General features: G+C 68.8%; 15 protein-coding genes. 7 read left to right on the forward strand and 8 right to left on the reverse strand.

Annotated elements, in window-relative coordinates; translation table 11 throughout:
* Positions 1-3 precede the first annotated feature (3 nt).
* From E1264_RS18575 to E1264_RS18585, 3 genes are all read right to left on the reverse strand, one after another.
* Positions 4-1,347: a radical SAM protein gene (locus E1264_RS18575; RefSeq protein WP_132175129.1), complete on the reverse strand. Its 1,344-nt coding sequence runs from the start codon at positions 1,345-1,347 to the stop codon at positions 4-6.
* Positions 1,340-1,972 carry a hypothetical protein gene (locus E1264_RS18580; protein WP_132175131.1) on the reverse strand — a complete coding sequence of 211 codons (633 nt, stop codon included), beginning with the start codon at positions 1,970-1,972 and terminating at the stop codon, positions 1,340-1,342. Before E1264_RS18580 ends, E1264_RS18575 begins: the two co-directional genes overlap by 8 nt.
* 71 nt (positions 1,973-2,043) lie before the next feature.
* Positions 2,044-3,240: a cytochrome P450 gene (locus E1264_RS18585; RefSeq protein WP_132175133.1), complete on the reverse strand. Its 1,197-nt coding sequence runs from the start codon at positions 3,238-3,240 to the stop codon at positions 2,044-2,046.
* A 515-nt stretch (positions 3,241-3,755) separates the two neighbouring features.
* On the opposite strand from E1264_RS18585, the gene E1264_RS43475 reads away from it, so the two are divergent.
* The 3 genes from E1264_RS43475 to E1264_RS18590 all read left to right on the forward strand — a co-directional run bounded on the left by E1264_RS43475 (position 3,756) and on the right by E1264_RS18590 (position 5,848).
* The gene (locus E1264_RS43475) at positions 3,756-3,920 is read left to right on the forward strand and encodes a toll/interleukin-1 receptor domain-containing protein (protein ID WP_165964243.1); all 165 of its coding nucleotides are present in this window, start codon (positions 3,756-3,758) and stop codon (positions 3,918-3,920) included.
* A complete protein-coding gene (locus E1264_RS43480) occupies positions 3,921-4,088 on the forward strand; it encodes a hypothetical protein (RefSeq protein ID WP_165964244.1) in 168 nt (55 codons plus the stop codon).
* Positions 4,089-4,243: 155 nt separating this feature from the next.
* Positions 4,244-5,848, forward strand: a complete 1,605-nt coding sequence (locus E1264_RS18590) for an AMP-binding protein (RefSeq protein ID WP_132175135.1) — start codon at positions 4,244-4,246, stop codon at positions 5,846-5,848.
* Between the two features lie 59 nt (positions 5,849-5,907).
* On the opposite strand, the gene E1264_RS18595 is transcribed toward E1264_RS18590, so the two are convergent.
* From E1264_RS18595 to E1264_RS18610, 4 genes are all read right to left on the reverse strand, one after another.
* Positions 5,908-7,329 carry a copper resistance CopC family protein gene (locus E1264_RS18595; RefSeq protein ID WP_132175137.1) on the reverse strand — a complete coding sequence of 474 codons (1,422 nt, stop codon included), beginning with the start codon at positions 7,327-7,329 and terminating at the stop codon, positions 5,908-5,910.
* Between the two features lie 65 nt (positions 7,330-7,394).
* Complete coding sequence (locus E1264_RS18600) at positions 7,395-8,276, reverse strand: ester cyclase (RefSeq protein WP_132175139.1); 882 nt, start codon at positions 8,274-8,276, stop codon at positions 7,395-7,397.
* Positions 8,277-8,304: 28 nt separating this feature from the next.
* Entirely contained in the window at positions 8,305-9,531 is a 1,227-nt protein-coding gene (locus tag E1264_RS18605; RefSeq protein ID WP_132175141.1) for an NAD(P)/FAD-dependent oxidoreductase, read from the reverse strand.
* A gap of 32 nt (positions 9,532-9,563) precedes the next feature.
* Positions 9,564-9,983 carry an SCP2 sterol-binding domain-containing protein gene (locus tag E1264_RS18610; protein ID WP_132175143.1) on the reverse strand — a complete coding sequence of 140 codons (420 nt, stop codon included), beginning with the start codon at positions 9,981-9,983 and terminating at the stop codon, positions 9,564-9,566.
* A 253-nt stretch (positions 9,984-10,236) separates the two neighbouring features.
* Between E1264_RS18610 and E1264_RS18615 the strand changes: the two genes are divergently transcribed.
* From E1264_RS18615 to E1264_RS18625, 3 genes are read left to right on the forward strand one after another with little or no spacing between them, the layout of a single operon-like run.
* On the forward strand, positions 10,237-11,244 hold the full coding sequence (locus E1264_RS18615) for an ATP-binding cassette domain-containing protein (protein WP_207936006.1): 1,008 nt from the start codon (positions 10,237-10,239) through the stop codon (positions 11,242-11,244).
* Positions 11,241-12,029, forward strand: coding sequence for an ABC transporter permease (locus E1264_RS18620; RefSeq protein ID WP_132175147.1), 789 nt, complete (start codon positions 11,241-11,243; stop codon positions 12,027-12,029). Before E1264_RS18615 ends, E1264_RS18620 begins: the two co-directional genes overlap by 4 nt.
* A 12-nt stretch (positions 12,030-12,041) precedes the next feature.
* Positions 12,042-12,767, forward strand: a complete 726-nt coding sequence (locus tag E1264_RS18625; protein WP_132175149.1) for a thioesterase domain-containing protein — start codon at positions 12,042-12,044, stop codon at positions 12,765-12,767.
* A gap of 126 nt (positions 12,768-12,893) precedes the next feature.
* Here E1264_RS18625 and E1264_RS18630 read toward each other — a convergent pair whose 3' ends face one another.
* Positions 12,894-13,772, reverse strand: a complete 879-nt coding sequence (locus E1264_RS18630) for a hypothetical protein (protein WP_132175151.1) — start codon at positions 13,770-13,772, stop codon at positions 12,894-12,896.
* Between the two features lie 230 nt (positions 13,773-14,002).
* On the opposite strand from E1264_RS18630, the gene E1264_RS18635 reads away from it, so the two are divergent.
* Positions 14,003-15,364 (forward strand): condensation domain-containing protein (locus tag E1264_RS18635; RefSeq protein WP_243711007.1); only part of this gene is annotated, 1,362 nt, incomplete at its 3' end.

The following is a 15,364-nucleotide window of genomic DNA, read 5'->3' on the forward strand; positions in this document are numbered from 1 at the left end:
GGCTCAGCCGCACGCCCCTCCGCACGACCCGGCCCCGCCCGCGTTGACGTCCAGGACGACGAGCGGGTTGCGGCCACCGGAACCGGCGTGGTCGAGGATCCAGGGGTCGGGGGCGTTGACCGACCCGCCGAGCACCAGCGCGCGGGCGCGGCAGCCCCCGGCGAACGCGGCGCCGCCGTCCGGTTCCGTGGACGGCAGCGCGCGGATCTCCCGGAACCCCGCGCTGCGGTGCCATATCTCGGCGAGGGAGGTGTCGCGGATGTTCGCCGCCACGAAACCGGGGCCGAGGAAGCTGCACGGGTTGACCTCGCCCGAAACCGAGATCGAGCAGACGAGGTTCCCCGCTCCGCACCCGTAGTTCTGCTGGACGACGGACTGCGTCTCGGTCCGCGCCTGCGGGCTGAACGGGTCGATGTGGCGCAGGGACACCGGCGCGTCCGCCTCCATCGAGGCGAGCTCGTTCAGCGCGGTGCTGTACTCGGCGAACGTCGGCATCAGGTCCATGTGCCGGGACGCGACGCCCACCGGATACAGCGGGCGGAACACCGCGGTGTCGGCGCCGACCTCGTGCGCCAGCCGTGCGCAGTCCTCGATCTCCGCGAGGTTCGACTTCATGATCGTGAAGGCGAGCGTGAACCGGGAGTGGCGGCGCAGCACCGCGAGCCGGTCCATGACCCTGGCGAAGACGCCCTCGCCGCGCACCGCGTCGTTGGTCGCGGCGGTGGCGCCCTCCAGGCTGACGTTCAGCCACACCAGCTCGCGCTTCCCGAACTCGCGCGCGATCTCCTCGGTGATCAGCAGCCCGTTGGTGGTGACGCAGGGCGCCAGGCCGTGGCCGAGCGCCAGGTCGATGATCTGGAAGAGGTCCTTGCGCAGCAGCGGCTCGCCGCCGGTCAGCCCGAGGCGGAAGCTGCCCAGGCGCGCCATCTGCGCGAACAGCCCGTCGATCTCGTCCAGGGTGAGCCGCCTGTCGCGGCGCGGCAGGTCGCCCGCGAAGCAGTGCGCGCACCCCAGGTTGCAGGACGCGATGACCTCCAGATGGACGGCGAGCGGCCCGGTCAGATGGTCGGGCGGCACTTCCAGACCGTCCAGGACCGTCCCGGCGAACCGTCCGTCCGGCGTGAAGAACCCGAGCTCGTCGAAGTGCTCGTAGAAGCGCAGGAGACGGCCGTGGCGCTCGTCGTCGGCCTCCTCCTGGAGGAGCCGGTCGACCGGGCGGTCGCGCAGGGCGCGCAGCACGGCCGTGGTCTCGGCGTCGAACGGCAGGTACCGGGAGGTACGGCGGTCGAACACCAGGCAGCCGAAGTACTCCGGGACCAGGACGAGAGGGGCACGCCGCTCAGGCATCGCCGAGCCCCCTCACTTCGAAGGTCTTGCGGACCCAGACCCGGGCCGCCGGTTCGGGCACACCCAGCCCGGTGCCGCCGTGCCGCTGCACGGCCTGGAACCGCCACCGGCCCGTGTCCCGGTCGGGGTCCTCCGGCGGCTGCAGCTCCTCGTTGGCGACCATGGGACGCCACAACGCGTCGTCGAAGCCGCTCGACGTCCAGCCTTCTCCGGGGTCCCGCGTGGTGTACTTCCACGTCCCGTCCGCGGCCGAGACCACGGAGACGCTCGGCTCGTCGGGACCGGTGGCGTTCACCCTGGGCCACTCCGGTGGAAAGGCCGCGGCGAAACTCAGCACCGCATAAGCCGGATCGGCCAAGGCGAGCTCGAATGCCAGCACATGCTCGCCGAACGACACCACCGGTATCCCCGAGGGCGGCGGCTCCCCGTCCAGATAAATCGCGCCGTCACCGTTCATGTAGAGGTGCATTCGCAGCGGAACGCCGTCACGGGGATTGCGCCACCGCAATACGACACCGCCGCAGCCCGCGGGGACCTCGCAGTGCCCGTACTCCTCCAGCACGAACATCGATGACGACTTCGAGTAGCGCGCCAGCGAGTTCAGCTTGAGTCCGCGTTCGTCCATCAGGTCCCCGTCCGTTCGACGGGGACCACCCTAATGAACCACCTCCGCATCGGCGATCACGCCGTGCCCGGCTACCAGGTGACCATGAGCCTTTGCGGGCGGCGCACGAACCTGTCGATGTGCCAGGGCACCTCGCCGGGCGGCTGGGCGAGGCGGAGCCCGGGGAGCCGCGTGACGAGCGACGCCAGCGCGACCTGGAGCTCCAACCGCGCCAGGGCGGCGCCCACGCAGCGGTGCGGCCCGTGGCCGAAGGCGATGTGCGGGTTGTCCCGCCGGGTGATGTCCATCTCCTCGGCGTCGCGGAAGGCCCGCGCGTCGCGGTTGGCGGCGGCCAGCTCGATCAGGACCTGGTCGCCGCCGCGCAGCCGCACGCCGCCCACCTCGACGTCTTCGAGGACGAAGCGGACCATCGACCCCTGCGCGATCAGCGGCACGTACCGCAGCAGTTCTTCGACCGCGGTGGGAACCAGATCGGGGTCGGCGACCAGCCGCGCGTAGTCGCCACCGCTCAGCAGCAGGAAGACGAAATTGGGGATCTGCGACGCGGTGGTCTCGTGGCCGGCGGCGAGCAGGGCGCGCAGGAGGTTGTTGACCTCGTCCTCGGTGAGACGGTCACCTTCGACGCGCTCGCGCACAAGCGCGCCGATCAGATCGTCGGTGGGGTGGTCGAGCCGCCGGGCCGCCAGGTCACCCAGGTACGCGTTCATCTCGTGGATGCTGGCCTGGACCTCCTCGACGGTCAGCACGGTGCTGAGCAGAGCGTCGGTCCACGCGACGAAGCGGCTCCGGTCACTTGCCGGGACGCCGAGCAGGTCGCAGATGACCTCGACCGGCAGGGCGAGCCCGAAGACGTCCAGCAGATCGGCCGGAGGGCCTTCCTCGATCATCGAGTCGATGAGGCGGTCGGCGATCCGCTGGGCGCCGGGACGCAGGTCCTCCACCCGGCGCGGGGTGAAGGTGCGGTAGACGAACCGCCGCAGCCGGGTGTGGTCGGGCGGGTCCGTGGTGAGCAGGGTGCCGCTGGAGGGGTCCATGGGCGTCATCCCGGCGACCTGCTCGGCCGGGACCCCCGCCCGTTCGTGGTCGCGGCCGAAGGCCGGGCTGCTCAGGACGTGGCGCGCGTCCTCGTAGGAGGTGACCAGCCAGGCGGGCGCCCCGTGACGGAGCCGGACCCGGACCGGGGCCCGTTCGGCGCGCGCCTTTCCGAGCAGCGGGGAGGGGCGCAGGGCATGGTCGGACGGGAAGGGAAAGGCCGGGGGTTCTGGCATTGGTACTCCGTGGACGTTCATCGGGCTGTGGGGAATTGGTCCAGACCCGTGGGGTGGTCCGCCATATCTTCTGATGCCCGTGAATTGCCCGCCTGAAGATGACCGGCCCGTCAGCCGAGGGTTGCGTCCAGAATACTTTCTGGTGGCCAAGCAGGGCCGTGTTCGCGACCGATCTGGACTCATTTGCCGAGCATTTATGGAAGCGCTTTCAATCGTCCTTCGTGATCGCTATTGGATCGCCAGTCGATAGAGATCGGCACGTCAGGCGGAAGTGGTCCTCCATCCGCACCAGGCGACCGGCACCGGCTTGCGGCCGAACATTTCATGACGCATCAGCAGCCGATATCTGCAGGCCAGTCCGAAACCATTTCCGGCGGCCGGGGCTGCGGAGCCGCCCGTCACTCTGAATGCGAGCAAGATCGTTGGGGCGGCCAGGTTGTCGGGTCGCCGTTCAACGCCCGCGTGCGGCCGTCCAAATCTAGGATGGTCGCCAGCGGCGAGCCACGGGGCCATCAGTGGCGAATGTCTTCGTCAGTCACAGGGGCGCGGATCTCGATCCCGCGGAACGCCTCGCGGTGGAGATCGTCGAGAAGATCAACACCGGGCTGTCCGGCTCGACGTACCTGGTGCTGTGCTACTCCGATTCCGGGGTGCAGAGCCCCTGGATGGGACGGGAGTAAATGTCGACGCTCGCGCGGCAGCTCAACGGCGCCGGTGTCCGGCTGCTGCCCGGCGGCGAGCCGCCCGCGATGATCGCCGACTTGAAGTCCGCCGACCTCGTCACCGGCTGGGCGTGGACGACCATGGTCGGCCCTTCGGGCACAGGCGGATCAGCCGAAGGTCGCTGACGAGCGGCGCGGCCGGGTGGCCAGTCCGGGTGGATACCCCTACCGGCCCTGATGACGGCCCGAACGAGGGGTCGTCAGGTCCCTCTGCGACATGCGGCCCGCGACATAGAGTCCCGTCTCTAGATGGGTAGCGGAAGTGCGGACCGGAGGCACACATGGACCGTGACGTTCGACTCACCGGCGTCGACTCGATCGCAGCGGCAGTGGAGACCGGGCGAGGGGGCGCGCTCACCTTCCTGGACGACGCGCTTAAACCGACCGTGCTCGACCGGGCGGATCTCTTCCATCGTGCGAGGGGCACCGCCCAGGCGCTGGCCTCGTCGGGTGTGCGGCGGGGCGATCGGGTGTGCGTCAACTCCCCTACGTCGCCCGAGATGCTCATCGCCCTGTTCGGCATCTGGCGGATGGGCGCGGTACCGGTGGTGATCCCGTCGGCCGCACGGGGCAGCCAGGGGGACGTGCTGAGCTCGCGGGTCAGCGCGTCCGGGGCCGTCGCCGTGGTGGGAGAACCCGGTGGCGGGCCGCTGGACGTGCCCGTGATCTCGTTCGCCGACCTCGAGGCACGGGCGGGAACGGGCCCGGTACCAGATCTGCCCGAGCCGGACGACCTCGGGCTGTTGCAGTTCACTTCGGGCACCACGGGCGCGTCCAAGGCGGTGCCGATCCGGCAGGGACAGCTCCTGGAGCACATCGGCGGCGTCATGAGCCAGGTCGGCCTGAAGCCGGGGGACACGTTGGTGCACTGGCTGCCGCTCTATCACGACATGGGCATCGTCTCGATGGCCGGTGCCCTGGCCAACGGGATGAACGTGGTCGTCATGGCCACCGAGACGTTCGTGCAGAGCCCCGGGTCGTGGATGACCGCGGTCAGCGAGCACCGGGCGACGGTGACCGTGGCCCCGAACTTCGCCTATGGCCTGGCGGCCAAGGTGCAGGAACTGCGTCCCCGCGAGCTCGATCTGTCCGGCCTGCGAGTCGCGCTCTGCGGGGCCGAGCCGGTGACCCAGGACGTGATGGAGCACGTGCTCAAGATCTTCGGACCGGCGGGGATGCGCCCGGGGAGCCTGTGCCCGACCTACGGCCTCGCCGAGGCGACGCTCGCGGTGTCGGTGACCGACCCGGCCGAGCCGGTGTCCTTCCTGGATCCCGACAAGGTGAAGGCGGACGGCGAGTACGACCGGCCGACGCGGCCTCTGGTCTCGTGCGGTCGGCCGGTGGTGGGAACGGAGATCGCCATCCGGGGCCGGGACGGCACCGACCTGCCCCCGGGGGAGGTCGGGGAGGTGACGATCAAAGGGCCGGACGTGATGGCGGGCTACTGGGCCGGCGAGCCGGGCGTCGTCGACGGCTGGCTGCCCACCGGGGACCTGGGCCTGTTCTACGACGGGGAACTGTACCTGTGCGGCCGGATCAAGGAAATGATCATCGTGGGCGGGAGGAATCTCTACCCCGAGGACTACGAGCAGGTGGCCGAGCAGGTCCCCGGTGTCCGTAGCGCCGGTGTGGTCGCCTTCGCCCTGACGGACTCCGAGCGCATGGTGATCGTGGCCGAGGGCCGCGGCGCCGGCCATCGCCTGGAGTCCCTGGCCAAGGAAGTGTTCGAGCGGGTGCGCGCGGAGGTCGATCACGCGCCGCGCGAAGTCGTCATGGTCAAGCCGGGAAGCATCCCGAAGACCTCGTCCGGAAAGCGCCAGCGGGGGCTCTGCCGGGAGCTCTACCTGAACGACGGTCTCAAGGTGCTCTGCTCGGTACGCGCTTGACGAACCACGCTGGGGCCGTTCGGACGGTTGCGTCCGAACGGCCCCAGCGTGTTCCTGGATCAGCCCAGGGACGAGACCGCGAAAATCTCCGTGATCAAGACGAGGACGCCGAGGAAGGCGGAAGACGCGGTGAGGTTCCGGGGGAGCGGAGGCGCGGCCGTCTTTTCCGGAGCCGCCTGATCGCGCTGGAGAACGGACACGGAGCTCTCGCCATCGGCCGAGGGCGCGGAGGCGCCGGAACGGACGGGGAGTGGAGGCTCGCCGTCCGCCGAGGAGGCCGTGCCGAAGTCGCCGCGGATCCGCTCGTACACGACCCATGTGATCGCGGTGAGTGCCGCAACGGTGCCCAGGTTGACGTAAAGGACCGCGCCGTACGGGCTGGACCAGTTCGTCGAGGATCCGTCCAGGCTTATCCAGACTTGAAGAGCGCTGGTGCCCACGGCGGCCACGGCGCACGTCGCGGCGACGGCGGAAAGCCCTTGTGCGTGCGGTGAGACTTCCGGCCGGACGCGGAGGAAGGCCATGGCCAAGACCACTGCCAGCATCACCACGGCACCGAGATGCGATGCGTTCACGATGACCGAGACCGCTGTCCGGTCGCCGTTGACGGCCGGATCCGCGAACGCGTCCACGATCAGAAGCGCAGCGGCGCAGCCGGACCACCTCAGCAGGCCATGACGCGGAGGGCGGGCGCTGGACGGCAGGCATCCCACCATCGCTCTGATCAGCAACAGCCGGGCCGCCAGAAGAAGCCCGAACGGCGTGGCCAGAGTCTCGGCCATCATGGTCCAGGAGAAGATCGCGGACAGGTCCCTCCCCGAAGTCGTCATGCCCCTCAACTGCACTTCGAGCAGGGTCAGGACGACAAGGAGGATCATGCTGTAACGGAGGGTTCTCCGCCCGCCGCCGCCACGCCGGCCCGCCAGGATGAGTGCGGTGCCGGCTCCAAGGAAGACGATGAGGGCGGCGTCATCCAGCCCCTGGGCCGTACGGAACGCGTAAAGGGTCGACTGCCCCGTCTCCGCGAAGTTCGGTGTCAGATCACCGGCCTGGCTCGCCGCCTCGACCGAGAATCGGAAGGTGCCGTTCAGGGGCCGGCCGTCCTTCGTCTCGGCCCGCCACCGCACGACGTAGGTCCCGCGGCCGATGCCGTGGCGGACGCGGGTGACCGCCGTTTCCGGACGGTCGCGCTGATGGGTGACGTATCCGAGGTCCACGCGCCGGCCGCGGTCGTCGTAGACCTGGATCGCGCCGCCCGGCAGGTCCACGGGCCCGTCGAAGACGAGGCCGATGACGTGCGGCTGAGTCGGCAGGATCGACTCCGCGACCGGAGACGTGCTCTGGAGCCGGCCGTCCGACGCCTTCTCGACCCGCGCGCCGGCCGGTGCCGCCCCCCAGGTCAGCGCAGCGAGGCACGGGACGAGAAACGCGGCGATCATGATCAGCCGGACGGCCACGCCCGCACCTGCGGTCACTCTCATCCGAAACCGCTTCCTTGGAGTCGACGATGGGGGCACCGGCGGCGGCCGGGCGGCCGGCCGCCGTCCTAGGCCGGCTCGGCGGGCGGGGCGATGCCGAACTTGGCGACCGCCGCGTAGTCGAAGACGTCCCAGTGCTCGGCGATGCGCCCGTCCTCGATCCGCAGGATGTCCGCCGTGCACAGGTCCAGGTCCATGCCGGTGGTGGTCTCGTGGCCGGACCAGTCGGCGAAGATCGCGACGAGGTCGTCCTGCGCGAGGATGTGCGTGATGGTGCTGCTGAAATCCGGTGCAGCCGCGAAGAGCCCCGCGAAGAACTCCTTCATTCCCTCCAGCCCCGCACCCGATTGCGCGGCGAGCGCGTTGTGCTGGATGTAGTCCTGGAGGTAATGCTCGTCGGCGATGTCGAGCCGATGTTCCACCATGAGCTTGTCCCAGACATGCAGGACGAGCTCGATGTTGCGCACCTCGGCCGGGGACGCGCGCCGGTCGGGGGGCGTCCCCGGCTGCCGCTGGCTGGGCGGTTCGTAGCCGAACTCGGTGAGCGGAGCGTAGTCCACCACGTCCCAGTGCTCGGCGATCCTGCCGTCCCGGACCTGGAACAGGTCGGCCCGGGTGAACCGCAGCGGGCGGCGGGTGCCCGCCTGGTGCCCCGTCCAGGTGCCGAAGACCATCACCCGGTCGTTCTGCGCGATGAGATGGTCGATCTCCATCCGCAGATCGGGGAAGAGGGAGGTGAGCGTCGCCAGGTGCTTGGTGAACCCGGTCAGATCACCCTTGCTGTTCGGATGGTGATCGGTGAAGTCGCCGGTGAAATAGCCGTCGGCGGCCGCGTAGTCGTGGCCGTTCACGACCTCCGCCAGCGCGGCGCGCACCACTTCGGCGGACCGCTTCCGCTCGGTGTCCGCGGAGACGCCGTCGAGCGGTTCACGGGGGGACGCTTGAGGCATGGAATCGTCCTTTCGCGGTCGGCGGTCGTCAGCCGGCGTCCATGGAGAGCACCGGTGCCACGGCGGTCGTGCGTGCGACGAGTTCCTCGGTGAACACCTGATCCCAGGTGTAGATGCCGGCGATCAGCCCGAAGAAGCGGTCGATCTGCTCCTGGTCGTCGCCGATGGCTTGCAGGATCGCCAGGAGTTCCGGCGGCGGCTCGAGCTTGGCCGCCTCCAGGTTGAAGTAGTAGGCCGGCATGGCCTTGGCGTCGCGCTCTTCGCCGTACGCCGCCAGCGCGTCGTCGAGAGGGACGTCCCCCCGCAGCCCGCTGTCGACATGTCGCGCGAGGATGTCGGCATGGTGGATGGCGTCGCTGATGCCGTACGCCCCCACGGGGTCCTTGTGGTAGCCGGCGTCACCGACCAGCGCCCAGCCCGGCCCGGAGGCGGTCCGGAAGAAGTTCGGCAGGCGCCCGGTCCCCACGAACCGTGCTTCGCGGCTGGCGCCCCGCATGCGTTCGGCCAGCTCGGGAGCCGTCGACGTGAGCGCCTTCATGTACTCCGCTTCGGTGTCGCGCCGGACGGTCTCGAACTCGTCCCGCGGCCACTGGATCCCGACCATCACCTGCTCGTCGTGAGTCGGCACCACCCCGATCGCGCGGCGGCCGCCCACATAGACCTCGTAATCGGCGGTGAAGCCGCTCCAGTAGGAGTAATAGAGGCAGTTGAAGGTGGGGAAATCCTCGTAGAGGGACGCCTTGACCTCGCGGGCCACCATCGAATCGATACCGTCCGCTCCGATGACGACGCGAGCGCGTTCGGTGAACGCGCCATTGGTGCCGTTCTGGCTGTCGCGGGCCCGGACACCGACGACCTTGCCGTCTTCCCACACCAGCTCGGTCACGTTGCAGCCCTGGCGCACTTCGGCACCGGCGGCGACGGCGGCGTTCACCAGCAGCGAGTCGAGGACGAAGCGTCGCGGCCCGACGGCCGACCGGATGCCGTCGACGGGCGGCGCGCAGCCGGTGAAGGAGACACCGGACAGCGTCCAGCGGGCCACGTTCAAGGGCGGGCAGCCGGTCGCGAGCAATTCGTCGAGCAGGCCCCACTTGGCCAGGCGGGCGACCGTGGGTTGATGGACATAATGCGTCGACATGGTGTCGCTCGGAAACCGCGCCCGATCCAGGAGAAGGACCTTGTGGCCGGCGCGAGCCAGGAGCATGGCCGTTGTGGCGCCCGCACAGCGAGCACCGACGACGATGACGTCGTACACGGTGATTCCTTTCGGACGGAGCCCGGCGGTGGTCAGTCGTCGATGAAGCTGCTCGAAACCGCGGCCGAGAGCGTGACGAGCTCGTTGGCGGCCCGGACGTACCGCAGCAGGGTGGGGAGGTGCCCGGTCACCAGCAGATCGCCGTCGAGCATGCCCTCCATCGGGTCGATACGGCCCTGGATGACGTCCTTCCACACCGTGTAGGGGGCGCGGATGGTGAACTGCGAACCCGCGCCCTCTTCCGGGCTGATATCGAACTTGGCCCATCGGCACATGCCGCCCGCGAAGTCGGCACGGCACCAGATGTCCTTCGGCAGGCCCTTTTCCTGATCGGCCTCGAAGACGTAGGTGATGTCGGCCTCGAACGTACGGGCAGCATCCGCGAACTCCTCGGATGTGTTCATGCACCGGACGTACTCGTCCAGCCATTCGGCACTCGGGAATACGGGCATCCCTGCTCCTCACAATGGATGGCCGGCTGGGCAGCCGGGCGGGATCCCCTCAGTTGTACGGCCCGGCGAATCGCGCACCGCAGCCTCGACCGACGCCGCTCCCGGCGTGCCCGTCCGGGCACCCCGGGCATGGCCATACGGGAACAGCGGATGGGCGAACAGGACAGCTCTTGGCGTCCCCGGCGACCGCGGCGACAGTTGATTCCGGACCGTCACGGTCGATATTCGGATGGGTCATTCTCGTGGAGGTGCCGTGTCGGCGATCGAGGTAGAGGCCCTGCGCAAGGTGTACGAAGACGGCACGGTCGCGCTGGACGGGCCCAGTTTCCAGGTCGCGCCCGGCGAGATCTTCGGCTACCTCGGCCGCAACGGCGCGGGCAAGACCACCACCGTCCGCATCCTGACGACGCTGGCGCGCCCGTCCTCGGGGACCGCCACCGTCCTCGGGCACGACGTCGTCCGGGAACGCGCCCAGGTCCGCGAGGTGGTGGGGCTGTCGCTGCAGCAGGCGGCGCTCGACGACCTCATGACCGGACGCGAGCATCTGGCCCTCATCGCCTCGCTGCGCGCGATGAGGTCGGCGGCGGCCCGCGACCGCATCGACGAGCTGCTCACCGGGTTCGGCCTGACCGACATCGCCGACCGGCTCGTCGCGACCTACACGGTGGGCATGCGGCGCCGCCTGGACGCGGCGATGGCCCTCATCCATCGCCCCTCGGTGCTGTTCCTCGACGAGCCGACGACCGGCCTGGACCCGCAGAGCCGGCGGGCGCTGTGGAAACTGATCCGCGAATATCGCGACGACGGCGGAACGGTCTTCCTGACCACCCAGTACCTGGACGAGGCGGACGAGCTGTGCGACCGCATCGCGATTCTCGGCAACGGGAACCTGCTCGTCGTGGACACTCCCGCCGCCCTGAAGAACGGCCTGAGCGGCAAGGTGCTCCGGCTGTGGGACGCCTCCGCCGAGGCCCGCACCGCCATGGCGGAGCTCCTCGGAGAGGCGGCGTGCCAGAGCGACGGCACGCTGCTGCGGATCGACCTGTCCGGCCAGGAGGACCGGCTCCCCGAGATCCTCGGGAACCTCCGCGATCTGGGAATCGGCTTGGAATCGGTGGCACTGGCGGATCCGACGATTGAGGAAGTGTTCATGCGCCTGACCGGAGAGAGTGTCGAAAGCGACGGCGGCCTTGACCGGCAGGCGACGGGTGTGGCCGCGATCGGCCGGACCATCGTCAACTCCCGGGGCGGTGGCTCATGAGCGGGCGCGGCATCACGGCCGACACCTGGACGCTGCTCCGGCGCAACCTGCGCGAAGGAACCCGCAGCCCCGTCATCGCCTTCATCTTCCCGGTGCTCTTCCCGCTCTTCGTCATCACGCTGGTGGCCTCGAGCTACCAGCGGATGGCCCTTGTACCCGGCTTCCCCGTGGACCCCTACGCCGCCTATATGGCGCCCGGCATGCTGCTCTTCACCGGCATGATGGGGGCGGGCTACTCGGCGACCTCACTCATCCTGGACTCCCAGACGGGGTTCATGGACAGGCTCCGCCTCCAGCCCATCCGCCCCATGTCGCTGCTGCTGTCCCGGCTCGCCTTCGACGCGGTGCGGGTGGTGCCCGCGGTGATCGTCGTCCTGCTGGTGAGCCTGGCGCTCGGCGCCCGCGTCGAGAGCGGCATCCCGGGTGTCCTCGGTCTGCTGGTGCTGTGCTCCCTGTGGTCCGTGGCGTACGGGGGACTGTTCTACGTGGTGGCGCTCCGCACCGAGAACCCGCAGGCTCCGCTGGCCATGGCCCCGCTGTCCATCCTGCTGCTCTTCGCCAGCCCGGCCGCGGCCCCGCCGAACCTGCTCGCCGACTGGCTTGAGGCGATCGTGGTCTGGAACCCCTTCACCTATGTCGTCGAAGGGGTGCGCGCGCTCATGACCGGCCCGCTGGAGGGGTCGACCACGAGCGCGCTGTGGCAGGCGGTCGCCGTCCTGCTGGGACTGGTCGTGATCACCCAGGCGGTGATCGTGCCCAGCGTCACGCGGATGCTCGACGAGTAAGGGATACCTGGGATGGCGCTGTCCGCTCCGATGGCCAAGAGCCGCTCGCGCACCCTGCTCTACTGCTTCCCCCACGCCGGTGGTCTGGGCGGGATGTACAGGGAGTGGGCCGACGAGCTCGGGCCGGATGTCGAGATCCACGTCGCCGGTTACAACGGCTTGACGGAAGCGTCCCGCCGGGACGAGCCCTCTGTGACGGGCCTTGCGGCCGCGTGTGCCGAGAGAATCCGTCCCTGCGGCGCTCAGCGGACCGCGTTCTTCGGGCACAGCCTCGGCGCCCTGGTCGCGTTCGAGACCGCGCGGACGTTGCAGGAAAGGGGGTGGGGCGGCCCTGGCGTGCTGTTCGCCTCCGGCCGCGTCGCCCCGCACCTGGAGTCTCCCGGGCCAGTGCTGCACGCCCTGGAGCCCGATCGATTCTGGGACGAGGTGGCGGCACTCGGCGGCACGCCGGGAGAACTCCTGGACAGCCCCGAGGTGCGCGCTGTGGCGGAGCCGCGATTGCGCGCGGAGTTCCAGGCGGCCGAGACCTACAAGTACGGCCGGGGCCGTCCGCTGGCCTGCGACGTCGTCGCGTTCGCCGGGACGGACGATTCTCGTACGTCCACGGAGGGGATGGCCGCCTGGGCGATGCACACCCTGGGCGAGTTCGACCTCCTCATGCTCCCGGGGGAGCACTTCTTCGTCGAGTCGCGTCGCGCGGAGGTCCTGGACCGCATCCGCGCCGCCGTCAGCCGCTAGCGCGGGGCATCATCCTCCGGCACGGTGAAGGGCACCGGAACGCCTGAAGGGCCGCCCGGTCTTTCACGCCGGACGACCCCACGGGCCGTGATCACACCGCTGTGACAGTGGGTGAGGAGCCGCGAATCACACCTGGGGCTTGAGCGACTGCAAGGTGTACGTCGCGTTGATCTTGTAGTGGCCGGTCTCGCCGCTCACCGTCGCCCTGATGTCACCGATGCGGACCATCTTGAGGTACATGCCGTCCTTGGTGTCGAACCATACGTCCGCAACCGCCGTCCCGTTGATGTCGTCCCCCTTGATGTAACTGTCGATCCGCATATGGTGCGCGTTCCGCTTCTCTCCGCCCACCGTTATCGGTTCGGTGGCCAGATACTTGATCACGATGCGGGCGCTGTTGTCCTCGGCGTGGCAGACCGTTTCCTCGACCCCGCCGGGTTTGCTCGCCTTACCGCCGACCTGGATCATCGGGCCGGGATGGCAGCGGTGACTCTCGTCGGCCTCGATGCCGGCGAACTCGACCTTCTGCATGTGGGCCAGGCAGAGATACTCACCCGGAGCGCTGCACTGACGATGCGCATCGGTGTGCTCCGCGATCGGCCGGAAGTACATCTCCCAAACACACCCGCCCGCCTGGTGGACGCTCGCGTACGTGGTGGTCGGGAACGGCCGGGTGTACTCCTTGCCGTTGAGCTCGATCCAGTCCTTGCCCGTCGTGGCGTAGGTGTAGATGCCCGCCGCGGGAACCGCGAAGCCCTTGAGGTCCTTGGCCGGCTTGAACGGAAGCTTCTCGGGACCGCCGATGTCCGACCGCCGTGGCCCTGGGTTACCGCGATAGTCCTTGAGCATATCGGCAATGGTCACCGGAGTGCCATCAGGGGTGATGGGGGACTGTCGCGCCGCCATGATGACCGCACCGGCCGCCACAACGACGACGATCAGCGGTGCGAGCCAGAGTAGTGACCGTCCGCTACGCCGTCGCGCCGCGACTTGAGAACGTCTCACGTCTTCTCCTTGCGTGATCGATAGGGCCGTATTCGATGGGAGCGCATCGGAGCACACACGCGAAGCCCAGAAGGGCGATACCAACAAGACGGCTCGGTCGTGATGCTCGAACGGGTACCACCGGGGGGCCGTTCAGTGGTGACGTTCTTTTGCGTCCGCCGAGCCTTACCGCCTCGCCGCGCACTGGGAAGTCTTGCCTCCTGACGGATCGTCTCTCCTGGAGGTGCCCGGTGACGTTCGCCGAGGAATCCACACGGTCGCTCGACCGGGCAGACCTGATCGCGCTGGACGCGGCCGAGCGGCTCGAGGCGCTGCGCCGTTACCTCCGCGAGGTGTACGCCGAGGCGACCGGGCAGCAGGCACCGTCCGCCGACGAGCCGTTGTACGTCGAGTCCATCGCGGCCATCCAGTTCCAGGTCATCGTCGAGACCGACCTCGGGGTGAGCCTGCGCCTGCACGAGCTCGCCGAGACCCCGACGCTCGACGTCCTGGCCGAGACCATCGAACGCGCCGTCCGGACCACCGACCCGGTGGACGCTTCTGAGGTTGCGGTGTTGGTGGTGGATGAGGGTGGTCGGTTTGAGCCGTTTGGTTTGACGGATGTGCAGCATGCGTATTGGTTGGGTCGGGGTGGGTTGTTTGAGTTGGGTGATGTGGCGACTCATTTGTATTTGGAGTTTGAGTCGGTGGAGTTTGATGTGGTGCGGGCTGAGGGTGTGTTGCGGCGGTTGGTGGAGCGGCATGAGATGTTGCGGTGTGTGGTGCGGTCGGATGGTCGGCAGCAGGTGTTGGGTGAGGTTGGTGAGGTGCGGGTTGGGTTTGAGGATTTGTCTGGGTTGTCGGTGGAGGATGCTGGTGTGCGGGTGGCGGCGGTGCGGGATGAGTTGTCGCATGAGGTGCGGCCGGCGGATGTGTGGCCGTTGTTTGAGTTTCGGGCGCAGCGGCTTCCTGGTGGGGTGTTCCGTGTTCATGTGAGTGTGGATTTGTTGGTGGCGGATGCGTCGTCGATTCGTGTGTTGTTGGGTGAGTGGGCGCGGTTGTGGGTGGATGTTGATGCGGAGTTGCCGTCGTTGGGGTTGTCGTTCAGGGATTATGTGTTGTCGGTGGGTGCGGTGTCGGAGGGTGCTGCGGTTGAGCGGGCTCGGGAGTATTGGTTGGGGCGGGTGGAGTCGTTGGCGGCGGCTCCGGAGTTGCCGTTGGTTCCGGTGGTGGAGGGTGCGGCGACGCGTTTTGTGCGGCGTGAGTTTCGGTTGGATGGTGTGCGGTGGGGTCGGTTGAAGGAGGCGGCGGCTGGGTTGGGGGTGACGCCGTCGGTGGTGTTGTTGGCGGCGTATGCGGAGGTGTTGGGGTTGTGGGCGAAGAATCCGCGGTTCACGGTGAATTTGACGGTGGGTGAGCGGTTGCCGGTGCATGCGGATGTGGGGAATGTGGTGGGTGATTTCACGGGGTTGGTGTTGTGTGAGGTGGATGTGTCGGTGGGGGCGTCGTTTGTGGAGCGGGCGCGTGCGGTGCAGGAGCGGTTGTGGGAGGACTTGGAGCATCGTGGTTTTGGTGGGGTGCGGGTGTTGCGTGAGTTGGCGCGGGTGCATGGG

It is taken from the genome of Actinomadura sp. KC216, assembly GCF_004348535.1.
In the GTDB taxonomy this organism is placed as follows: Bacteria; Actinomycetota; Actinomycetes; order Streptosporangiales; family Streptosporangiaceae; genus Spirillospora.